Genomic DNA, 22,865 nt, shown 5'->3' with positions numbered 1-22,865 from the left:
GACATGATATCACTTATGCAGAAAACCTAGTTGAAAAGCTCGATGAAGTCAATACAGTGATAGCCGATAAAGGTTATGACAGCGAGCCTTTTCGGTGCTTTGTTCGTCAAAAAGGCGGACGAACGGTGATTGCTAAACGTAATTATGGTAAGGATATAGATAAAAGCAGTATGGATAGGTGCCTTTATCGCTATCGTCATTTAGTCGAGAATGCCTTTGCTAGAATCAAGCAATATCGTTCAATATCAACTAGATACGATAAGTTAGAAAGGAATTATGCCAGTATGGTATCACTGGCATTTATGTTAATGTGGCTGCCAATGTATTGTTGAGTAATTTATGTACAGCAAAGATCAACAGCCCCTAGCTAAAAATTCACAAATTTCTTGTTGTGATTTGAGTGTTCTAATGTTTTGTAAGACTTCTGACGCTTGAACATAGTGCTGTTTTAAGTAAGAAAGCCATTGTTTGATGCGAGCAGAGTGATAAAGCGGTTTAGCATTATCAATAGATGATGTTGCATAGCGAATTAAAATTTCCATCACTTGTTGCCAATTTAATGCTGATTGCTCAGTTCGAATCATATTAGCTAGGTTTGGAATAGTTAAAATACCGCGCCCTAGCATAATGTCATTAGTTTGGCTTTGGCTTATACAATTTTTTGCATCTGCAATAGAGAAAATTTCACCATTAGCAATAACAGGAATTTTTAAGTGCTGTTTGATTTGGCCTATTGTTTGCCAATCTATTTTTTCGGTTTTATAGCCGTCTTCTTTGGTCCTTCCGTGAATTGCTATTTCGTTGGCTCCGGCAAGTTCAATTGCGTTGGCAATTTCGTGACAATGCGATTTATTACCCCAACCTAAGCGAATTTTGACTGATAATTTATTTGTTGTACCTATAGCTTGTCGTACTTGACTGACAATATTAAATATCTGCTCTGGATATTGTAATAAATAAGCGCCACCGTGGCTGCCAACTACAGTTTTGGCTGGGCAACCAAAATTGATATCTATACCATAAGAACCTAATTCGATAGCTTTAATAGCATTTTCAGCCATCCACTCTGGTGACTGTCCTAAAATTTGGACACGAACTGGCGTGCCAGATTCGGTTTTTCCATTATTGTAAAGTTCAGGACATAGGCGATAGAAAGTCCTATTTGATAATTTGTGATGGGTCACTCTGATAAATTCTGTAACACAATAATCAAATTGATTAATTTCAGTTAAAAATTGCCTGACTTGATAATCAAGTACACCCTCCATAGGAGCTAAAATAATTCGATTAATTTTCATTGAGAAACCTGATTGGTATTACCATTACCACAAACGGGACAATTAGGTTGTTTGGTAAATTTAACTTGGCTAAACTCCATTGTCATTGTATCAATCATTAATACACGACCAATTAATGGTTTTCCATATTGAGTTAACACTTTTATCGTTTCTAAGGCTTGCATGGAACCAAACATTCCAACAAGCGGAGCCATGACGCCAGTCTCAACACAAGTGAGTTGATCTTTACCAAATAAGTGACTTAAACAGTGATAACAGGGTTCATTAGGTTGGTATGTAAATACACTTAATAACCCCTCCATACGGATTGCCGCTCCAGAAACTAACGTTTTTTTTACTTGAAAGCAACAGCGGTTAATTTGCTCTCGTGTCACTAGGTTATCCGTACAGTCTATGACAATATCATGTTGTTTAATAAGTGAAATAAGCTTATTATCATCAAGTCGCTGATTTACTGTTTCAATTAACGTATTGGCATTTATATTGGTTAAGGCCTCTTTTGCCACCTCGACTTTGTATTGATTAATAAAGCTTTCGGTATATAAGATTTGTCGATTTAAGTTGGATTTTGATATGGTGTCAAAATCAACTAACGTTAATTTGCCTAAACCTGATGCCGCTAAATAGAGTGATGCAGCGCAACCAAGTCCGCCTAAACCAATGATCAGTGCTGAACTGTTTTTCAATATTTGCTGTTTATCAATATCGAAATCACGCAATGTGATTTGTCTATCATAACGAAACAATTCTTGATCTGTAAGTTCTAGCATATTGTGCGATTATTATTGTGGTTAATTATGAAGAAGCATTATAACAGAAACTTGGCACAACAATGTGCCAAGCTATTAAGATTATTTGTCAAAGCCAGATAGAAAGGTTAAATATTCCTCTTTGGTCATTAGTGGTTTATATTTTGACATCAGTTTCTGTGCAGGTTTGGCATCATCATAAAGTAAATCAATAATTGTACATGCCATCATTTGTGCAGGACGGATGTAAGCCATTTCTTCATCAAATACCGTATAATCTTTACCATGTAAAACACCTCGAACTGAACCAATCCATGGGTGGCTAACAGGCATAATGTGAGATAAATCTCCAGTATCCGTACTACCTGTCATATGAGGCGCAATCCAAACATTATCAGCACCAATTAGATCTTGTGCATTACTTTGTAAAAAGTCATTAAGTGTTGGATTGTTTTGCAAAGGTAAATAACCTGGTAGATCTTTAATTTCACACGTTGCCCCAACAGCCATTGCTCCAGCTTTTAATGCTTGATTTATTCGTTCATTGGCATCAATCATGGCAGGCACATTGCCTGCGCGCACATAGCTTTCCATTCTGACATCGCTTGGAACTACATTTACTAAATCACCACCTTGGGTAATAATTGGATGGAATCTAATGTAGTCTTTTTCTTGAAATGTTTCACGAATAGCATGCACCCCCATCATTCCCATCATCGCAGCATTTAAGGCATTGACGCCAGCATGAGGCGCTGCAGCAGCATGTGCTGCCTCACCTTTATATTTAATTAATTTTCCGATAAAACCATTGCTAGTTGTTGATATTTCGATAAAACCATTTTGACGTTCATTAGGTACACTAGTTAAATGTATTTGTAATGCCATATCAATATCGTCAAACTCGCCACGTGAAATTAACTCCGGTTTGCCACCAATATATTTGATTTTACCTTCTTCTATTAAGCGATTTCGATAAGTGATTTCAACATATTCTTCAGCTGGAACAGCAAATGGTACGACATCGCCAGCTAAAAATTGCATAGCCCCTGAATCAATTAATCCCATCGTTACTGCCATCATATTTGCAATTTGAGCATTATGTCCACAGCAGTGCGCAGCACCAGATGTTTCGTCAGCAGCAGGGTGATCTGCACAAATAATAGCATCAAGCTCGCCGATAACAGCAATGCTATATTTACTACCTTTTCCTCCTTTTAGGCGACCTTTTACTCCTGTTAGTGCTAATTTATTTTTAAATGGAATACCTAGTTTTTCAAAAGTTTGCTCAACTTTTTGAGCTGTTTTGTGTTCTTTATAACCAAGTTCAGGTTCTACCCAAATTGATTCAGCAATCGCCTTAATATCGGCTTTACGGTTTGCAATTGCACTACAAACCTTTTTTTTAAGTTCTTCTTTTGTCATAAATTAAATCCTAGTGCAAATTAGATAACACCTTCCCAATGCAAGGTGATTTGAGCAATGATTGCTGCCAAAATAAAAGTGCCTGAAAATACCGCTAATGAAACAGGAATAATTCGCCATGAGATACTTTTAAATAATGCTAAATCTTTACCAATAGCCAATCCAGCATAAGCAAGCACTGGGGTACAAACCGCCAATAAAGAAACCTTGTCAGTAAGTGAAACAACTTGTTCATGAAAAGGGAAAATAGGTGATGAAGCCACTGCGGCTACAACTGATACCCATAAAATAACTGGAAATTTGTTTAATACTGGAATTTTGCCAACAAAATAACCAACAATTGATATAACAACTAAAATTGATAACGCTTCTAATGACAGCATAAAATCAATTTTGTAACCTACTGTATTACCAGCAGCCATAATAATGGCAACTAAGATCAGTAAAAATATTGTTTCTAAACTTTTCATTATAGTGCTCCTTCTTTATTACGTCGTAAACGGGAAAAGATGTTATATAAGAAAGAGGCAAACGGTAGTGAAAATAATGTATAAATATAAATACCAACAACACTCGACATTAAGTTTGCTGTTGTTGCATAGGCTTTGATTTCACTCGCCATTTCTGGATAAAGGTCACTTATTGGAGCAAGTGATGCCGCCATCATACTACCACTTCCAACCCCAGCTCCCATGGCTAAAGCATAAGGATGGAGAATATCTAGTTTTGCCATCACACTGGCTAGTATACTCATCCAAATAGCACCATAAAGTGTGCCACAAACGTACATCGCCATAACGCCTCGACCTTCAGCGGAATCCAATCCATATTTATCTGCAACAATTGCTATATTCGGTTCGCGAGCAACAGAATAAGTTGCACCTACAGCTTCCCGTTTCATGCCTAATATCATTGCTAGTGGCAAACCCAATAAAATCGTACCAGCAAAATGACCTAATTCCTGAAAAATTAATGCTAACTTAGCATCTTTTAGAATCATATCAATCTTAGGACCGACAGAAACGCCAAGCTTGGCAATAAGTAACATCAAAGTTACCATCATGATGGCGCTGGCATTATTCATATTTTTTAGTTTTAATATTTTTAATTTGGGAATACTTATTACTCCACCGATGATCATGGCGTATAACATCGGATACACGGCGATAATCCAAATAGACTGCTTACCGATAAACTCACATGCCAAAACAACGACTAGTGCAAGTAAATGCACTTTATAGTCTTTTAAAATATCCATCCTTATGGGCCTCATAAAATATATTATTAATAAAACTTAGCCATGATAACTAAAATCATAATCTATTATTGTGCGGTTAATATACATAACCTAGATTGCTTACGTCAACAAACGAGTATAATCAATTGCTTATTTGTGGGCAATAAGGACATGTTGACTGGATATAATTAAGCAATTGAAGAATAAATCTAAATAAATGCCTTTATAAGGGCTCTATTTGATTTATAATATTTCTTATTTTTTATAGATTGATATTTAAACAGGATATTTTAATGAGAACAATTTATTGCGGACAACTCAATGCAAGTTATATTAATCAAGAAGTAACATTATGTGGTTGGGTCAATAAACGCCGAGACTTAGGCGGTATGATTTTTATCGATATGCGTGATCGTGAAGGTATTGTGCAAGTCTTTTTTGATCCTGATTATCAACAAGCATATCAACTTGCTGGTGAGCTTCGTAATGAATTTTGTATCCAAATTAAAGGTAAAGTAAGAGCACGTCCGGAGGGTCAAATCAATAAAGATATGGCAACCGGAGAGGTTGAAATTTTGGCAACTGAATTGACAATATTTAACCGTAGCGATGTCTTGCCTCTTGATTTCAATCAAAATAACAGTGAAGAGCAACGTCTAAAATATCGTTATATTGACTTGCGTCGCCCTGAAATGGCAACGATTTTTAAAACGCGAGCTAAAATTACCGCATTTGTTCGTTCGTTTATGAACGAACATGGTTTTTTAGATATCGAAACGCCAATGTTAACCAAAGCAACTCCTGAGGGCGCACGAGATTACTTGGTTCCAAGTCGAATCCATAAAGGTGAGTTTTATGCGCTGCCACAATCGCCACAATTATTTAAACAATTGCTAATGATGTCAGGATTCGACCGTTATTATCAAATTGTAAAATGTTTTCGCGATGAAGATTTACGAGCCGATCGTCAGCCTGAGTTTACGCAAATCGATGTTGAAACTTCATTTATGACAGCAGAGCAAGTGCGTGATGTTATGGAGAAGATGATTCGTGAGCTTTGGTTACATGTGAAAAATGTGGATTTAGGTAAATTTCCTATTATGACTTTTGCTGAAGCGATGCGTCGCTTTGGAAGTGATAAACCTGATCTGCGTAATCCACTTGAAATTATTGATGTGGCTGATTTGGTTAAAGATGTTGATTTTAAAGTGTTTTCAACACCAGCTAACGATCCGAAAGGACGCGTTGCGTTGCTTTGTGTTCCAAACGGTGCACAATTAACACGTAAACAACTTGATGAATATACGCAATTCATTTCAGTTTACGGCGCAAAAGGTATGGCTTGGATTAAAGTTAATGAACGTAGCAAAGGGTTAGAAGGTGTACAAAGCCCAGTTGCTAAATTCTTTAATGAATTGCAAATGGAAGCACTGCTTAATCGTGCCAATGCTAAAGATGGTGATATTTTATTATTTGGTGCCGATAGCTATAAAGTAGTGAGTGATGCGTTAGGGGCATTACGTTTAAAAGTTGGTAAAGATTTAGGTTTAACCGATGAAAGTAAATGGGCGGTACTTTGGGTTATTGATTTCCCGATGTTTGAACAAACAGATGAAGGTTTAAGTGCTATGCATCATCCATTTACGTCACCAAAAGATTATACACCAGAAGAACTTCTGAATAATCCTGAAAATGCTGTTGCAAATGCTTATGATATGGTAATCAATGGTTATGAGGTTGGTGGTGGATCGGTTCGTATTCACCGTAGCGAAATGCAACAAGCTGTCTTTTCAATTTTAGGTATTAATGAACATGATCAACGTGAGAAATTTGGTTTTTTACTTGATGCATTAAAATATGGCACACCTCCTCATGCAGGATTGGCATTTGGATTAGATCGATTAAGTATGTTATTAACTGGAACGGATAATATTCGCGATGTAATAGCGTTTCCTAAAACTACAGCAGCAACTTGTTTACTTACTGATGCTCCAAGCCCAGCCAATATTGCAGCATTGACTGAACTTGGTATTGAAGTAAGTAAAAAATAGTGATATTTGATGCGAAAATTCAAAAAACCTGAATCTGTTCTGGTGGTAATTTTCTGCCAGACAACAAACCGTTGCCTTATGTTACAGCGCCAAGACGACCCTTATTTTTGGCAATCAGTAACAGGTAGTATGGAAGATAACGAGTTACCACGAGAAACAGCAATTCGTGAGGTTTTTGAAGAAACAGGTATTGATATTATAGGGCAAAATCTTGAGTTAATTGATGCGAAGTATTCCGTTGAATTTGAGATTTTCCCGCAATTTAGACATAAATATGCGCCAGAAGTTAAGCTAAATAAAGAACATTGGTTTTATCTGCCTGTTATTAAAGAGATAACACCGATACTTACTGAGCATTTAGCTTACCAATGGTTAACTATTGATGAAGCAGCCAATCTTACTTTATCACCAAATAACAGTGAAGCTATTGGTAATATTCATAGTTTGATTAAATCTAATTTAAGAGGTTTGAAATGAAATTAAGCCTATATGCCGTTGTGTTGTCTTGTTTATGTTTTTTTGTACCAACTAGTAATGCTGATATAAATATAAAAAAGTGCCAGCCCAATCAAAATGATTATATTATTTTCGATGAGTATGACGTTAAAATATCAGAGAAGATAATTGATTATAAATTACATGATCAACCTGAAAAACGTGAAAATAGTGTTATTCAGATATTTGCTAATGAAAATAGTGATGATCGAAATGACTGGATAGCCTCGTTTCTATTTGATGATCAATCTGAACAATTTTTATTTTATCAAGTTGATCAAGATAAATTTATTGAAATCGATAAAAAACAATTTGATGCCTTATTACCTAAAATTGTTGAGTGTAATCAAAATAAACAAGTACCTATATATAGTGAAAACTTTGATGCAGACTAGTTAAATATCAAAGCTACATTAGTATTAAGTATTAAAAATGATTTTAGGATTCGGTTAACTCAAGACTATTAAGTAACAGGGAGTAGTAATAAATGAATTTTTCAAATTTTAGAGATTTTTTAGATTATCTTGAACAACAAGGCGAATTAAAAAAAATTACTTTTCCTGTTAATCCTTATCTCGAAATGACCGAAATTGCTGATCGTGCTTTACACAATGGAGGACCTGCTTTATTATTCGAAAATCCGATTGGTTATGACATGCCTGTTTTATGTAATTTGTTTGGTACCGCTAAACGTGTTGCAATGGGAATGGGGCGTGAAGATACTTCAGCTTTGCGTGAAATTGGTGAGTTATTGGCATTTTTACGTGAACCCGAACCCCCTAAGGGTATACGGCAATTTTTTAATGTATTACCTAAGTATAAACAAGTACTAAATATGCCAGTCAAACATCGTTCTTCAGCACCATGCCAAGAGGTGATTTTTAAGGATGATGAGGTGGATTTGACTCGTTTACCTATTATGCATTGCTGGCCCGAAGATGTAGCACCTCTGTTATCTTGGGGACTGACTATTACTAAAGGTCCTTATAAAGATCGACAAAATGTGGGCATTTATCGCTTGCAACTTTTAGGAAAAAATAAATTGATCATGCGCTGGCTTTCACATCGTGGTGGTGCACTTGATTTTGCCGAATGGCAACAAGCACATCCAAACGAAAGATTTCCAGTTAGTATTGCTATTGGTGCTGATCCAGCCACCATTTTAGGTGCAGTGACACCAGTGCCAGATACTCTACCTGAATATGCTTTTTCTGGATTGTTACGTGGTAGCCGAACAGAGGTAGTCAAATCGTTATCAAATGATTTAGATGTTCCAGCTAGTGCAGAGATAATTCTTGAAGGTTATATTGATCCTAATGAGTTAGCATCAGAAGGTCCGTATGGTGATCACACAGGTTATTATAATGAAGTTGAGCAATTTTCCGTATTTACTGTAACGCACTTAACTCGCCGGAAAGATGCGATTTATCACTCAACTTATACAGGTAGACCACCAGATGAACCCGCAATCATGGGACTTGCTTTGAATGAAGTTTTTATTCCAATTTTACAAAAGCAGTTCCCTGAAATTGTTGATTTTTATTTACCGCCAGAAGGATGTTCATACCGTATTGCGGTTGTTACTATTAAAAAGCAATATCCAGGCCATGCTAAACGAGTTATGATGGGAATTTGGTCTTATTTGCGACAATTTATGTATACCAAATTTGTAATTGTCTGTGATGATGATATTAATGCGCGTGACTGGAAAGATGTAATGTGGGCTATTTCGACACGAATGGATCCTCATCGGGATACGACTTTTATTGATAATACACCGATCGATTATTTGGACTTTGCTTCACCTGTCTCTGGATTAGGCTCTAAAATGGGTTTAGATGCTACCAATAAATGGCCAGGTGAAACAAATCGTGAATGGGGAAAGATAATTAAGAAAGATCCAAAAGTCATTGCTCGTATTGATGAAATTTGGAATGAATTAGGATTATAGGATCATATTTATTTTTAGCTAATATTAATTGTATAAACAAAATAGTAAAAACAAAAACTATTCCCTTTGCTAACAATTATGTATAATTATTGTAAATGCCATAATAATCATAAAAATATGAAAAATTTTCAAATATTATTAGTACTATTGTTATCTATTTCTTATAGTGCAATGGCGGCAGATTATAAGACGCAATCAGATGACACTCAATTAAAGCTTAAAGCTTCAGATTCATTACTTCCTTCTTTACGTTTGTCTGCAGAGAAAGGGAATGCGGAAGCCCAGTACTCATTAGGCAATATTTATAAACAAGGAGTGGGTGTTGAGGTTAGTGATGTTCGTGCTTTTTTTTGGTATAAAAAAGCGGCAGAACAAGGACTTGCCAAGGCACAAAATAATTTAGCTTTTATGTATCAAAAAGGCGATGGAACCAAAGCTGATTTAAATGAAGCGTTTAAATATTTTAAATTAGCGGCAGATCAAAATTATGCATTGGCTAAATATAATTTAGCTTTAATGTATAAAGATGGTAATGGAGTAGAAAAAAACACATTAACTGCGATTGATTATTTTACTCAAGCCGGTGATCAAGGTATTTATGATGCTTATCTAAACCTTGGTATTATGTATTTTTTTGGTGATGGCGTAAAAGAAGATCGTATGACGGCAGCTGATTGGTTTAGTAAAGCAGCTAAAGATAACATTCCAGAAGCGCAATATTATTTAGGGTTAATGTCTGAAAAAGGTGATGGTTTGACCCAAGATTATGTGGCTGCTAGCTATTTTTATACACAGGCGGCAGAGCATGGTCATGTATTAGCGATGTATAATTTAGCTATTATGTATGCAACAGGTACGGGAACTAAACCTGACAATACGCAAGCTGCATATTGGTTCACCAAAGCTGCTGAAGCAGGTAATGCTGATGCACAATATAATATTGGTGTGATGTATGATGTAGGTGGAGGAGTGCCTAAAGACGAGGAAAAAGCTGTTGAATGGTATCTAAAAGCTGCAGAGCAAGGCAGTGTTGATGCCCAATATAATTTAGGTATTAAATATCTAGAAGGCGAAGGCACGGATAAAGATAAAGATCGTGCCATTTATTGGTTTACTAAAGCTAGCGAGCAAGGAGATCAAGACGCTAAAGCTTATTTAGATCAATTATTATCGGAAAAATAAAAAAAGGCATTAGCCTTTTTTATTTTATCCTGAGTTTCGCATACCTGCTGCGATTCCTGAGATGGTGATCATTAACCCTTGTTCAACAATGATGTTTTCATGATTATTGTTTTTCCTAGAGCGACTCAGTAACTCTACTTGTAATAAGTTTAATGGTTCAATGTAAGTATTACGTAATGCTACCGACTGTGCTATCCAAGGTAAATCAGCCATTAAACTAATATCATCAGTAATAGTTAACACTGTGTTGATATCTTGGGTTAACAAATTTCTTAATTCTTCACCTAATGGCCATAATGCAGAATCGACTAAGCGTTGTTCGTAATATTGGTGAATATTTGGCGCAGATTTTGCGTAAACCATTTCAAGCATACCTAATCGGGCATTAAAGAAAGGCCAATTGTGGTACATCTCTTTAAGAATGTTTTGTCTGCCTTCTCCAATAATAGCTCTTAGTGCACTTCCTGCACCGAGCCAAGATGGCACCATTAAACGGTTTTGTGTCCAAGCAAAAATCCAAGGAATAGCACGTAAACTTTCAATACCTCCACCTGTTCGGCGTTTTTGTGGTCTTGAGCCTAGTGGTAATCTGGCTAATTCAACCTCAGGTGTTACAGCTCTAAAATAATCAACAAATTCAGCTCGTTCTCGTACATAACTACGATAACAATGGCATGAAATTTCTGACATTTCGTCCATAATATTGCGCCATTCCTGTTTAGGTGCAGGTGGTGGTAATAAGTTGGCTTGTAAAATAGCAGAAGTATAAAGCATAAGACTACTAAGAGCCACTTCTGGTAGACCAAGTTTAAAGCGGATCATTTCACCTTGTTCAGTAACTCTAAGTCCTCCTTTTAATGATCCAGGTGGTTGCGAAAGCAGTGCGGCATGAGCTGGTGCGCCCCCTCGACCAATTGATCCTCCTCGTCCATGAAATAACACTAAATTGATATTATATTTTTCAAATAAATTAACTAATTCCTCTTGTGACCGATATTGTGCCCAAGACGCGGCAAAAGTACCTGCATCTTTAGCCGAATCAGAATAACCTATCATCACCATCTGTTTACCTTGAATTTTATTGTAATACCAAGGGATATCCAGTAGTTTTTGCATGATTGATTTAGCATTATTTAAGTCTTCTAGAGTTTCAAATAACGGTACTATGGGAATGTGTTTGTGGCAGTCAACGATTTTTAATAATAAATAGACCGCTAAAATATCAGAAGGTGCTTTAGCCATTGAAATTACGTAAGAAGCAATTGATTCTTCGCCCGCTTTTTTTATTACACGACAAGTATCTAATACTTCTTGAACCATTTGATCTGGTTGCCAGCTGTAAGGTAATAATGGTCGATTTGATTGTAACTCGGTTAATAAAAATGCTTGTTTTTCTTCTTCAGACCATTGGGCATAACTACCTAAGTTAAGCTCTTTGGTTAATGCATCAAGCGCTTCTGTATGTACTGAGCTGTCTTGGCGGATATCTAATCTGACTAATTGTAAGCCAAAGCTTTTTATGCGACGCAGTGTATCTAACAATGGTCCATGAGCAATCGTTGACATTCCATTATCAATTAATGATTCATAACAAACATAAAGCGGATGCCACAACTGCTCATTTTTAATCAAAATATCACAAGGGGCTAATATCGGTTCATTATTCAATAAAGCTTCAATATAGTTGTGAGTTTTAATTAAACGTGTCCGTAACTGCTTCATTACAGCCCGATATGGCTCTGAAACGTTTTTGTTTTTTTCATCTAACAGTTCAATAACCGATTTACAGCATTCTGTCATTGAAAGCTCTCGAACAAGTATTTGAATGTCAGCTAAAAACAACTCAATTGCCTTTAATCTGGCTTGTAACATGACTTTTTCTGTTATTTTTGCTGTGACATTTGGATTACCATCACGATCTCCCCCCATCCATGAGGTGAATTTAATAGGGACATGATCAACCGATAATTGTTCATCAAACGCATCAACTAATTGGTCATTAAGTTCACGTAAAAATAGAGGTACACCATTCCATAAGCTATCTTCAATGACTGAGAATCCCCATTTCGCTTCATCAATTGGAGTAGGGCGTTTTTTACGTATTTCATCAGTATACCAAGCCTGACAAACTAACTGCTTCAAACGTCGCATAATGCGCCCAATTTCGTAGTCAGCTAAATCATCATGGTCCAGTTGTGATAGACAGTTATTTATAGTTGTATAAGTATTAATCATTGTTCGGCGATTGATTTCGGTCGGGTGTGCGGTCAATACTAATTCAATTGACAAATCATTAATTGCTTTTGTAATAGTTTGATTTGAAAAATTAAGGTTTTTTAGTGTGCTAAATAATTCGGTCATTTTTTTAGGGCTACTAGAAGCTTCCCCATGGGGTGAAATACCATAATACTCAGCGGCTGTATTGACCAAATTCAAAAACTGATTGAATGCCCGTGCAACATGTAATAAATCGTCATCATTAAGGTTTTCAATTAATTTAAGTAACTCATTATGAGCTTGAGTATCACCTTGTTGAGCTGATTTCGATAATTTTCTTACCATTTCAACTAAATCAAATGTTTCATTACCGGTAGCACGTTTGATTGCGTTACCTAGTAAAGTGCCTAACATATTGACATTACTTCTCATTGATGAGTATTGGTTATTCATGATTTTCTCGTCTTCGATTTTATTATGCCTAAACACCTTTAAGCTGTATGGTTCAAAATGACAATTTAATGGGATAGGTATAATGTTGATTAATGTGCTTAAGTTATACTTTATTACAATTTAACTTTGAATTTAAATAATAAAATTTTATGGTTTTTATTTTTTTTAGTTGTTTTAATTATATCTAGCATGAAAAGTTAACTTCAAAATGTCCATTCAGTTTTGAAATATTCATCAGAAGGCTGTTTAACAAGATTATTTTTTTTATGAACACAGTAGTAAACTGTATCTTGATATCATTTGGGTATATACTAGCTACATTATGAATACATATTGGATTATTTAATGATCGCTGTTTTTTATATCGCGTCGATTATTGCTGTTGTTGCTAGTATAAAAGTGATTAGTAGCTTACGGGTTGATAAAGCAATTTTATACCTTGTTATTTCACTTTTTGCTTCAGCATTAATATTTATTCTACTTGATACATATTATTCTACAATTTTATATATTTTATTATTTATTGGTGGCTCGGTAACTCTTTTTTTACTTGTCGCTTCAATTTTGAAAATTAACATTGATAATGTTGAAAAATATAAACAAGGAATTAGCCCTAAAATTTGGCTAGGTCCAGTCGTTTTAGCGTTTATATTACTGGTAGCACTGATTTACGGTGTAGTAAGTACTGATTATTCAGAACTGAAAGAATCTTATGAATTAATGCATGAAATGTCCACGTATGCATATATTTTAATGGTTGAATTAGCTATATTTTTATTATTCGGTGCAGCTGTGGTTAGTTATCATTTTATGCATCGGCTTATGTCGGAGAAATAATATGATTCCACTTATGCATTGTCTTATTTTTGCCTCTATCTTATTTGTGATTGGACTGTTAGGGGTAATGATTCGACGTCATTTCTATTTTTTATTACTTAGTCTTATTATTATGAATAATGGGGCAATAGTTGCGTTGTTTGCGGCAAGTAGCTATTGGCAACAATCAGATGGACAAATCCTTGCAATATTAGCGGTAATAACAGCCTTAGCTGAGGTTTGTGTCGGTCTTGCATTAATGATGAAACTATTCTACCGCCGAAAAATCTTTAATATTGACTCGTTGAGCGAAATGAAAGGATGAATTTACTTTATTTAACTATTTTTATTCCTTTGCTTTCTTTTCTAATATTGGTTTGCTTTGGAAGGCATATTCGATCAATTAATGTAATTATTATTGGTATTAGTACTATGTTAATAATTGCATTGATTACTATATTTTCTTGTATTGATTTTAGCTCAAATACAGTACCTGACATGACCTTAGTTTATAGCAGGCCATTATGGAATTGGTTTTCTGTTGGTGATTTTACTATACCTATTACTTTAACCTTAGATGGTTTATCGTTAACCTTTTTAGCTTTAATCGCATTTTTTGGTTTGTTGATCTACTTTTTTGCGGCTTGCTATTTAACTCTAAAAAAGGATATTTATACTTTCTACGCTTACAGTAATTTGTTAATTGCTAGCCTATTAACCATCGTATTAGTTGATAACCTATTTGTTATGTTAATTGGCTGGGAAGGTGTAAGTATAAGTACTTACTTACTTATCGGTATTTACTATAAACAGGTGCGTAATGGTTATGCTGCGGTCAAAGCGTTTATCATCATGCATTTAACTGATATCTTTTTAATTATTGGCATATTTTTATTATATCAAACTTTAGAAACATTAAATATTCGTGATGTTTTGATGCAAGCACATGATAATTTGGCTATCGATTCAGATATCGTATTTTGGATTACTCTAATGTTATTCCTTGGTGCAATGAGTAAGTCTGCACTATTTCCTATGCATTCATGGTTTGCTGAAACAACATTAGCTCCGATGCCAGCGATGGCTTTATTGCAATCTTCAACAGTGATTTTGGCTGGAGTGTATTTAGTATTAAGACTTAGTGATTTGTTTATGATGTCTAGCGATGTTCTTACTATTATAGCGATGATTTCATCACTGACCATATTATTTGCTAGCGCTATTGCCCTAGTGCAATATGATATTAAACGAATTGTTACATATATTAATTTAACGCAAATTAGTTATTTGTTTTATGCTTTTTCAGCACAGAGTTGGAGTTTGTCTCTCAATTGCTTAATTAATTATGTCGTTACAAGTACATTACTCATTTTTGCTTCATCAATTTTGATTAAAAAATGCCAAGGTGAACGAGATATCAGCAAACTTGGTGGTTTAATTAAAACGTTTCCGATGTTGTATGCGGTGTTTTTGTTAGTTATGTTATCGCTTAGTGCTATGCCTTGGATTTCTTCTTCCTTTTATATCAAAGGGGATATTATATTGGGGTTAATGAATCAAAATAAATTGATATCTGGGACTATTGGTTTGCTCGGTATCTTACTTTCTAGCTTAGGTATTTGGCGTTTAATTTCAATGGTTTTTTATCATAAGCAACAACAGTATGATTTTACTAAAACTAAATGGTTAAATTATTTGCCAATTTTCATCTTATTGATATTTACTACAGCTTTATTTATTTATTTTCCATTACCAATTCAAGGTATTATTCCAATAGCTGAGTTAGATACTAATGGACAATTACCTTTTCAGCTACTACTAGCTGCTGTGACTGGATTGAGTTTTCTTATTGCTTATATTTTATATGCACATCCAAATAGTGAAGTAAAAGAAGTGCTTAATACGCCAATGATTAAATTCTTTTTACGTTTATGTAATAGTGATTGGCATTATGATTATTTATTACATACTTTATTTGTAAAACCTTATATCTATTTGGCTCGTTTTTTGAAAAAAGATCCACTAGCTTTTTGGGATAATTGGATAGTGTTGGGGATCAAAAAAGTAAACTCATTCATCGTTGGCCTAGAAAATGGGCAAATTCGGTGGTATATGGTATCGATGGTTATAGGTAGTATTATCATATTAATGCTGCTGATTTTTATTTAATAAAGGTTTAATCATTCATGTTGTTATGGCTTGTTTTTTTACCTGTAATAGGCGGATTTATTGGTTGGCTATGCCATATATGTTTACAAAGAGGCGTTGTTTCTGCCGATATCCAAATCCGTTGGTCAAGATTACCAATAATTGTGGCGTTTACTACTATTTGCATTACATTATTGATAATAATTGTATTATGGACAGATGCTGTAAATATATCAAATCAAGGACAAAACTGGGTAAAAGAAGTTAATCTAGAATGGATTCCTCTATTAGGAATTCGTTTTCATCTTGCCTTAGATGGTTTATCTATGGTTGTTATTACTTCAACCCTATTTATTGTATTATTGACTATTGTCTATTCTAGTAAAGAAAGCATAAACAATCTTGGTCTATTTTACTTATGTCTATTATTTATGACATCAGCTATTATGATGTTGTTTGTAATTACTGACTTATTTTTAATGTTTTTCTTTTGGGAAGCGGTGGCAATCCCCATCTATTTTTTAATCTCATTATGGGGACGGCGAGACTCAAACTCACAATTACGTTTTAATGGTGCAAGTAAATTCTTGATTTATACTCAAGTAAGCAGTTTACTTATGTTAATCTCAATAGTTTCATTGGCTTTGATTAACTGGAACTTAACAGGACATTGGACGTTTGATTATCAAGAATTAACCAAAACACCAATTTCGAGTTATACCGAATTTTTAATTATGTTAGGTTTTTTAGCTGCTTTTATCGTGCGTATCCCTTTTGTTCCTTTTCATGGTTGGTTTATTGAAGCCCATATCGAATCTTCAACGACTGGCTCAATGATGATTAGCGGGTTATTACTTAACACAGCTGCATTCGGCTTATTGCATTTTGTTATACCATTATTTCCTAATGCATCAATTATTATTATGCCACTAATGTTAGCATTTGCACTGCTTACAGTTGTTTATGCTGCTTTACTTGCTTTTAACCAAACTGATATTAAAAAGCTAATAGCTTATATTCATATTGCTTTAATGGGATTTGTAACTGCAATAATTTATAGTGGTTCTGTTCTTGCTTATCAAGGTGTGGTTATTCAAATGATAGCCATCAATTTAGCAATCGTCGGCATGTTTATAATTAGTGGATTATTAGTTGAATGTTATTCAACTCGAAACATAAATCAATTTGTTGGACTTAAAGAAAGAGTGCCTTATTTATCTTCGTTTACTCTGTTTTTCATATTGGCAGTTTTAGGAATTCCCGGCACGGCTAATTTTGTCGGGAATTATATGATGTTGCTTGGTAGTTATAATGCTTTTTCCTATTATACAATTTTGCTTGTAATTGGTTTGTTATTACTATCTATTTCATTTATTGTACGAATGCAACCAATTTTTTATGGAGTGGTTGATAAAAGTATTGCAACAAAACATCTGCTTAGCAAAAAAGATCTTATATTACTATCAAGTATCTTAATTGCCCTCATTTTTATCGGTTTGTATCCTCAAGTGGTTTTAGATATGTCTTATTCTGTCGTGAATCAAACACAACAATACATAACCACAGAGCGAGTAGGGGAGTAATAACCTATGATAGCTTTATCACCTATTATTGTATTAAGCTTAGCCATTATCGTTTTTTTGTTTTTACTATTTGTTTTTAAATTAAGTACCAAAGGATGTGCTATTTTAACGGTATGCGGATTAACCTGTGCGTTAATTTGCTCTATGATGGTTGGATATAAAATTTCTTTTAGCACTCAAGCTATTACTGATATCAGCAGTGATAATATGCAAATATCAGCATCGATTTCGGAGCCAGCTAAAGAACAAAACCCATCAAGCGAAGAAACTATTGCAATTGATACGGTATCTACAGAAACAACCGAATCGTCTAATGAAGATGAAACTATAAACATTGATAGTAATACCGAAAATAATAGCATTGACAATAAAAATATCGATACCAATTCTAATCTTGGGGATAATTCGAATATTGATGATGAGTCAAAAGATGAGTGGAAAGCACACCATATCACAACTCTTTTTACTTGTGATGGCTATGGGCTACTTTACACCAGTTTGATTTTAATGATATCTATTTCCGTTGCATGTTTTGCTTATCGTTGGTTTAAACAAGAACAGCATCATCATGGATTATTTTATTTAATTTTACTTTTCATGGCATTAGGTGGTGTAACACTTATTTACGCAAGCCATTTAATTGTATTTTTTATTGGGATCGAACTGTTATCTATTCCATTTGTTGGATTAATTGGTTATCAATATACGCAGACTCATTCATTGGAAGCAGCGGTTAAATACATGATTTTATCTGCTATCGCCAGCGTGTTTTTATTAATGGGGATTGCTTTTTATTATGCAACTACTGGAGAACTCACTTTTAGTGGTTTAAGTTACCAACTCTCAACGATGTCCTATCCAAGCACATTATTATTGATAGGCGTATGTTTAATGCTGGTAGGCATTGGTTTTAAACTATCGCTAGTACCATTTCAACTATGGTTACCAGATGTTTATCAAGGCGCACCAACAATAGTTGCCTTATTGTTATCAACAGTCGGAAAAGTAGCAATTTTTTGTGCTATCGCAAGGCTATTTTTATTGGCACCTATTGTTAACAATGAAACTATCCGTATTATTTTAGTTATTATGGCATTTTGTTCTATTTTGTGGGGCAACTTATTGGCGCTAATGCAAAGTAGTTTAAAGCGACTATTAGCCTATTCATCAATAGCACATTTTGGTTATCTATTAACGGCTTTAATAGCTGTGCAATATCAAGTATTAGCATTAGAAACTATTGGTGTTTATCTAATTGGCTATATTTTAGCTAATATCTGTATTTTAGGCGCGATCAGTTTAGATTCACACTCTAATGAACTTCAAGATCATGAAAACGAAATTGACCTATCAGGACTATTTTGGCGAAGGCCAATTCTAGCATTAGCCATGGGAGTTGGACTTTTATCTTTAGCAGGAACTCCCTTAACTGCGGGATTTGTTGGACGATTTTTACTGGTGTTATTAGGTGTAACAGCCGAATTATGGTGGTTAGTCGCTGCCGTAGTTATTGGCAGTGCATTAGGCCTTTATTTCTATGCTCGCTTAATTATCAACCTTTATATAAGACCAGTTTGTCGTGATGATCAAATATCAAGTAAATCTTCAATTAAATTAAAATGGACTGATATTAGAATAAGTGAATTAATCATTGTGTTATGTGCTTTATTGACGATGCTTTGTGGAATATACCCTAAATGGTTATTTAACTTAGTTAGTATGGCGCAATATTTAACTACATAGGTAGTATTTATCCGCCATATCGTTTTATCAGCGGAATCATATCAGTCTAAGTAGTATTAAATGCTTTGTATTATACTAAAACACATAGTTACCGGAAACTTTTTAACAAGAAATAGTTAATAATAGATTAATTTATTATGTTATAATTCCAACTTTTAAAATTTATTTTAATCAAGAGGACCAATATGGAATTTTTAATCTCTAATGCTTATGCAGCTGATGGTAACCAGCCAGGTGGTGATTATATTCTGCCAATTATGTTAGTTGTATTTGGCTTATTTTTCTATTTTATGATTATGCGACCACAGCAAAAACGTGCCAAAGCTCATCGTGATTTAATGGCATCAATTTCAAAAGGTGATGAAGTATTAACTAACGGTGGAATTATTGGTCGTGTGGCAAAAGTTAACGAAAATGGTTACATCGCGCTAGAATTAAATGATACAACTGAAATAGTGATCAAACGTGACTTTATCACATCAGTTTTACCAAAAGGGACAATGAAATCACTATAATAGAATAGTATTTTATTCGCTATTATTGTTCATTGTATTAATTACCTAATACCACAAGAGAATACGTCGTGTTAAACCGCTATCCTTTGTGGAAGTACATTATGTTGGTCGTTGTAATTTGCCTCGGCCTTCTTTATGCACTTCCAAATATTTATGGTGAAGATCCTGCTATACAAATCTCTGGATCAGATACTGCTGAAATTAACGTTACTACGCAAGATAAAATCAAAAAACTTTTAACTGATAATCATATCAAACCAAAATCACTGGTTTATGAAAATAAGTCCATTTTAATTCGTCTTGGTGATAACGATACACAGCTTAAAGCAAAAGAAATCATTGCAGAAGCGTTAGGTGAGCAGTATATCGTTGCATTAAATTTAGCACCAGCAACCCCAACTTGGCTTACGGTGTTAGGTGCTGAACCAATGAAGCTTGGTCTTGATTTGCGTGGTGGTGTTCACTTTTTAATGGAAGTCGATATGACAACCGCATTAAGTAAACTCACTGAACAATCTATTGAAAACATAAAAGCCGAATTTACTAATAGCAAATTAAATTATAAAACGATCAGTAAAGATAGTAATCAGCAAATTTTAATACAATTTGACAATACTGAAGATCGCAATAAGGCCATCACTAAGATCAACGGTATACAAGATTTCAAAGTTGTTTCTCAAAGTGATAATGCTATTGTAGTTAATGTTAGTGAACAACGGTTACAACAAGCAAAAAATGATGCTGTACAACAAAACACTACAATTTTACGAAATCGTGTTAATCAGTTAGGTGTTGCTGAACCAATAGTTCAACGCCAAGGTGCTGATCGTATAGTTGTTGAATTACCGGGTATACAAGACACAGCATTAGCTAAACGTATTTTAGGAGCAACAGCAACACTTGAATTTAGACAAGTTAATGAAGAAAGTACCCCTAACTTGCCAGCCATTCTAAATGGTGATATGCGTGTTCCTTATGGTTCAGAAATTAAATATATGGAGAGTGGTCGCCCAGTATTACTTTATAAGCGTATTGTGTTAACAGGGGAGCATATAACTGATTCTTCATATCGTGCTAATCAATATGGTCAACCCGAAGTTGCTATTACTCTTGATGGCTCGGGGGGTAAAAGAATGTTTGATTTTACCCAAAAAAATCTTCATAAAGCGATGGCAACATTGTTTGTTGAATACAAAGACACTGGTAAACGTGATGAAAACGACAAACCAATTCTTGAAAAACAAGAACGTGTTATCAATGTAGCAACGATTCAAGGTATTTTTAGTGACCGTTTTCAGGTAACGGGTATTGGTAATATTGATGAAGCTAAAAATTTATCATTATTATTACGTGCAGGGGCTTTAATTGCTCCGATTCAAATCATTGAAGAGCGCACTGTTGGACCATCAATGGGGCAAGAAAATATAACTCAAGGGTTAGAATCTTGCGCATGGGGTTTAGCGATTTCAGTCATCTTTATGTTAGTGATGTATCGTCTGTTTGGCGTATTTGCTAGCCTTGCATTAGTTGCTAACTTAATTTTAATTGTTGGTGCAATGTCTTTACTTCCTGGGGCAACGCTAAGCATGCCAGGTATTGCGGGTATTGTGTTAACCGTTGGTATGGCTGTTGATGCCAACGTACTGATTAATGAAAGAATAAAAGAAGAACTTAGCAATGGACGCAGTGTTCAGCATGCAATTAATGAAGGGTATGCTGGTGCTTGGAGCAGTATTTTTGACGCCAACCTTACCACTTTAATTACTGCTATTATTCTTTATGCAGTCGGTACAGGCTCAATTAAAGGTTTTGCCATTACACTAGGCATCGGTATTGTAACATCGATGTTTACATCGATTGTCGGTACTCGTGCATTAGCCAATCTTATTTATGGCGGTCGTCGCGTTAATAAGTTATCAATTTAGAGGTTTATTGTGGTTATTAATAAAAAAGAAAATCATGATGTTAGAGATTTAAATCATGGTCGCAGAGTCCTCGACTTTTTAAAATTTGGCTTTATTGCTTTTGTGATTTCAATGTTATTGGTAGTCGCATCTTTTGTGGTTATTTTTGTTAAAGGATTTAACCTAGGACAAGACTTCACTGGTGGTACGACAGTAGAACTCACAGTAACAAAAGTGGTTAACCTTGATGACCTTCGTAACAGTTTACGCGATGCGGGTTATCATGAGCCGATAGTGCAATATTATGGTAGCAGTAAAGATATCATTATTCGATTACCTTCAGCTAAACAAAAAGATGGTAGTACGTCATCTGCTATTGATAATGCACTAGGTACAAAAATTTCCAATTTAATACATAAAGATATTGATACCGATGCTCAAATCAAACGTATTGAATTTGTAGGACCAACAGTAGGCTCTGAACTTGCCCAAGATGGTATTTTGGCCATCTGTGCAGCATTAGTGTGTATTCTAATCTATATTGCCTTTCGTTTTGAATGGCGATTTGGTACTGGTGCGGTTGTTGCCTTAGCGCATGATGTTATCATCACCGCAGGTTATCTATCGTTATTTGAACGAGAACTAGATTTAACTATCATTGCTGCAATGTTATCGATAATTGGTTATTCGCTCAATGATACCATTGTAGTTTTCGACCGAATTCGTGAGAATTTTAGAAAGATTCGACGAGCAGATCCTTACGATGTTATCAACATCTCGTTAACACAAACATTGCACCGTACTTTGATGACGTCAGGTACAACCCTTGCAGTGGTCGTTATTCTGTATATTTTCGGTGGTTCAATGTTAAAAGGTTTCTCTGAAACATTAGGAGTTGGTATTGTGCTTGGTACAATCTCATCAATTTATGTGGCTGCGTATATGTCACTCAAATTAGGCGTAAAACGTGAACACTTTATGCCCCCTAAAATTGAAGCAGAAGGTGCAGATCAACCTTCAATATTGCGTTAATCATGTGAACTCTGCCATTAATTGGCAGAGTTTTATTAGACTGTTTTTCAAACAAATAGTACCAAACTA

Annotated in this window: 20 protein-coding genes; 14 read left to right on the top strand and 6 right to left on the bottom strand. The window is 34.8% G+C overall.

All coding sequences use genetic code 11. The annotated features are described in order from the left end of the window. Positions 1–332, top strand: a 332-nt coding sequence (locus A9G31_RS11785; RefSeq protein ID WP_176700360.1) for a transposase, incomplete at its 5' end; no start/stop codon positions are given. A gap of 21 nt (positions 333–353) precedes the next feature. Here the strand turns inward: A9G31_RS11785 and dusC are convergent. The 5 genes from dusC to A9G31_RS05645 all read right to left on the bottom strand — a co-directional run bounded on the left by dusC (position 354) and on the right by A9G31_RS05645 (position 4,727). After that, positions 354–1,298: a tRNA dihydrouridine(16) synthase DusC gene (gene dusC / locus A9G31_RS05665; RefSeq protein ID WP_065560822.1), complete on the bottom strand. Its 945-nt coding sequence runs from the start codon at positions 1,296–1,298 to the stop codon at positions 354–356. Next, complete coding sequence (locus A9G31_RS05660) at positions 1,295–2,068, bottom strand: molybdopterin-synthase adenylyltransferase MoeB (RefSeq protein WP_065560821.1); 774 nt, start codon at positions 2,066–2,068, stop codon at positions 1,295–1,297. The genes dusC and A9G31_RS05660 overlap by 4 nt, the downstream gene beginning before the upstream one ends. Positions 2,069–2,149: 81 nt before the next feature. Continuing rightward, entirely contained in the window at positions 2,150–3,469 is a 1,320-nt protein-coding gene (locus A9G31_RS05655; protein WP_065560820.1) for an amidohydrolase, read from the bottom strand. 20 nt (positions 3,470–3,489) lie between these two features. Then, a complete protein-coding gene (locus tag A9G31_RS05650) occupies positions 3,490–3,939 on the bottom strand; it encodes a hypothetical protein (RefSeq protein WP_065560819.1) in 450 nt (149 codons plus the stop codon). Beyond that, a complete protein-coding gene (locus tag A9G31_RS05645; protein ID WP_065560818.1) occupies positions 3,939–4,727 on the bottom strand; it encodes a DUF3100 domain-containing protein in 789 nt (262 codons plus the stop codon). Before A9G31_RS05645 ends, A9G31_RS05650 begins: the two co-directional genes overlap by 1 nt. Before the next feature lie 272 nt (positions 4,728–4,999). Here A9G31_RS05645 and aspS point away from each other — a divergent pair, with 272 nt between their 5' ends. From aspS to A9G31_RS05620, 5 genes are all read left to right on the top strand, one after another. Then, positions 5,000–6,757 carry an aspartate--tRNA ligase gene (gene aspS, locus A9G31_RS05640; protein ID WP_065560817.1) on the top strand — a complete coding sequence of 586 codons (1,758 nt, stop codon included), beginning with the start codon at positions 5,000–5,002 and terminating at the stop codon, positions 6,755–6,757. 9 nt (positions 6,758–6,766) lie between these two features. Then, positions 6,767–7,234 (top strand): dihydroneopterin triphosphate diphosphatase, encoded by a 468-nt coding sequence (gene nudB, locus A9G31_RS05635; protein ID WP_065560816.1) that lies wholly within the window; start codon positions 6,767–6,769, stop codon positions 7,232–7,234. Then, a complete protein-coding gene (locus tag A9G31_RS05630) occupies positions 7,231–7,647 on the top strand; it encodes a hypothetical protein (RefSeq protein WP_065560815.1) in 417 nt (138 codons plus the stop codon). The genes nudB and A9G31_RS05630 overlap by 4 nt, the downstream gene beginning before the upstream one ends. A 92-nt stretch (positions 7,648–7,739) precedes the next feature. After that, positions 7,740–9,203, top strand: a complete 1,464-nt coding sequence (gene ubiD / locus A9G31_RS05625) for a 4-hydroxy-3-polyprenylbenzoate decarboxylase (RefSeq protein WP_065560814.1) — start codon at positions 7,740–7,742, stop codon at positions 9,201–9,203. Between the two features lie 117 nt (positions 9,204–9,320). After that, positions 9,321–10,385 (top strand): SEL1-like repeat protein, encoded by a 1,065-nt coding sequence (locus A9G31_RS05620; protein ID WP_065560828.1) that lies wholly within the window; start codon positions 9,321–9,323, stop codon positions 10,383–10,385. Positions 10,386–10,409: 24 nt separating this feature from the next. Here the strand turns inward: A9G31_RS05620 and ppc are convergent, their stop codons facing one another. Next, positions 10,410–13,055: a phosphoenolpyruvate carboxylase gene (gene ppc / locus A9G31_RS05615; protein WP_065560813.1), complete on the bottom strand. Its 2,646-nt coding sequence runs from the start codon at positions 13,053–13,055 to the stop codon at positions 10,410–10,412. A 345-nt stretch (positions 13,056–13,400) separates the two neighbouring features. On the opposite strand from ppc, the gene A9G31_RS05610 reads away from it, so the two are divergent. From A9G31_RS05610 to secF, 8 genes are all read left to right on the top strand, one after another. Continuing rightward, complete coding sequence (locus A9G31_RS05610) at positions 13,401–13,892, top strand: NADH-quinone oxidoreductase subunit J (protein ID WP_065560812.1); 492 nt, start codon at positions 13,401–13,403, stop codon at positions 13,890–13,892. 1 nt (position 13,893) lies between these two features. Next, positions 13,894–14,196, top strand: a complete 303-nt coding sequence (gene nuoK, locus A9G31_RS05605; protein WP_065560811.1) for an NADH-quinone oxidoreductase subunit NuoK — start codon at positions 13,894–13,896, stop codon at positions 14,194–14,196. After that, complete coding sequence (locus tag A9G31_RS05600) at positions 14,193–16,040, top strand: NADH-quinone oxidoreductase subunit 5 family protein (protein WP_065560810.1); 1,848 nt, start codon at positions 14,193–14,195, stop codon at positions 16,038–16,040. The genes nuoK and A9G31_RS05600 overlap by 4 nt, the downstream gene beginning before the upstream one ends. Before the next feature lie 17 nt (positions 16,041–16,057). Further along, on the top strand, positions 16,058–17,602 hold the full coding sequence (locus A9G31_RS05595) for a complex I subunit 4 family protein (protein ID WP_081299360.1): 1,545 nt from the start codon (positions 16,058–16,060) through the stop codon (positions 17,600–17,602). Positions 17,603–17,608: 6 nt separating this feature from the next. Beyond that, positions 17,609–19,345, top strand: coding sequence for an NADH-quinone oxidoreductase subunit N (gene nuoN, locus A9G31_RS05590; protein ID WP_081299359.1), 1,737 nt, complete (start codon positions 17,609–17,611; stop codon positions 19,343–19,345). Between the two features lie 185 nt (positions 19,346–19,530). After that, a complete protein-coding gene (gene yajC, locus A9G31_RS05585; RefSeq protein WP_065560809.1) occupies positions 19,531–19,860 on the top strand; it encodes a preprotein translocase subunit YajC in 330 nt (109 codons plus the stop codon). Between the two features lie 68 nt (positions 19,861–19,928). Further along, on the top strand, positions 19,929–21,785 hold the full coding sequence (gene secD / locus A9G31_RS05580; RefSeq protein WP_081299358.1) for a protein translocase subunit SecD: 1,857 nt from the start codon (positions 19,929–19,931) through the stop codon (positions 21,783–21,785). A 15-nt stretch (positions 21,786–21,800) separates the two neighbouring features. Beyond that, on the top strand, positions 21,801–22,796 hold the full coding sequence (gene secF, locus A9G31_RS05575; protein WP_065560826.1) for a protein translocase subunit SecF: 996 nt from the start codon (positions 21,801–21,803) through the stop codon (positions 22,794–22,796). Positions 22,797–22,865: the final 69 nt, after the last annotated feature.

The sequence above is a fragment of the Gilliamella sp. Gris1-4 genome (assembly GCF_001690335.1).
Classification (GTDB): domain Bacteria; phylum Pseudomonadota; class Gammaproteobacteria; order Enterobacterales; family Orbaceae; genus Gilliamella; species Gilliamella apicola_P.
This window is presented reverse-complemented; position numbering and strand designations above follow the sequence as displayed.

Excerpts from the sequence above, each read along its gene's own strand:
- dusC (WP_065560822.1), bottom strand. The coding sequence starts at position 1,298 with ATGAAAATTAATCGAATTATTTTAGCTCCTATGGAGGGTGTACTTGAT.
- A9G31_RS05660 (WP_065560821.1), bottom strand. The coding sequence starts at position 2,068 with ATGCTAGAACTTACAGATCAAGAATTGTTTCGTTATGATAGACAAATC.
- A9G31_RS05655 (WP_065560820.1), bottom strand. The coding sequence starts at position 3,469 with ATGACAAAAGAAGAACTTAAAAAAAAGGTTTGTAGTGCAATTGCAAAC.
- A9G31_RS05650 (WP_065560819.1), bottom strand. The coding sequence starts at position 3,939 with ATGAAAAGTTTAGAAACAATATTTTTACTGATCTTAGTTGCCATTATT.
- A9G31_RS05645 (WP_065560818.1), bottom strand. The coding sequence starts at position 4,727 with ATGGATATTTTAAAAGACTATAAAGTGCATTTACTTGCACTAGTCGTT.
- aspS (WP_065560817.1), top strand. The coding sequence starts at position 5,000 with ATGAGAACAATTTATTGCGGACAACTCAATGCAAGTTATATTAATCAA.
- nudB (WP_065560816.1), top strand. The coding sequence starts at position 6,767 with ATGCGAAAATTCAAAAAACCTGAATCTGTTCTGGTGGTAATTTTCTGC.
- A9G31_RS05630 (WP_065560815.1), top strand. The coding sequence starts at position 7,231 with ATGAAATTAAGCCTATATGCCGTTGTGTTGTCTTGTTTATGTTTTTTT.
- ubiD (WP_065560814.1), top strand. The coding sequence starts at position 7,740 with ATGAATTTTTCAAATTTTAGAGATTTTTTAGATTATCTTGAACAACAA.
- A9G31_RS05620 (WP_065560828.1), top strand. The coding sequence starts at position 9,321 with ATGAAAAATTTTCAAATATTATTAGTACTATTGTTATCTATTTCTTAT.
- ppc (WP_065560813.1), bottom strand. The coding sequence starts at position 13,055 with ATGAATAACCAATACTCATCAATGAGAAGTAATGTCAATATGTTAGGC.
- A9G31_RS05610 (WP_065560812.1), top strand. The coding sequence starts at position 13,401 with ATGATCGCTGTTTTTTATATCGCGTCGATTATTGCTGTTGTTGCTAGT.
- nuoK (WP_065560811.1), top strand. The coding sequence starts at position 13,894 with ATGATTCCACTTATGCATTGTCTTATTTTTGCCTCTATCTTATTTGTG.
- A9G31_RS05600 (WP_065560810.1), top strand. The coding sequence starts at position 14,193 with ATGAATTTACTTTATTTAACTATTTTTATTCCTTTGCTTTCTTTTCTA.
- A9G31_RS05595 (WP_081299360.1), top strand. The coding sequence starts at position 16,058 with ATGTTGTTATGGCTTGTTTTTTTACCTGTAATAGGCGGATTTATTGGT.
- nuoN (WP_081299359.1), top strand. The coding sequence starts at position 17,609 with ATGATAGCTTTATCACCTATTATTGTATTAAGCTTAGCCATTATCGTT.
- yajC (WP_065560809.1), top strand. The coding sequence starts at position 19,531 with ATGGAATTTTTAATCTCTAATGCTTATGCAGCTGATGGTAACCAGCCA.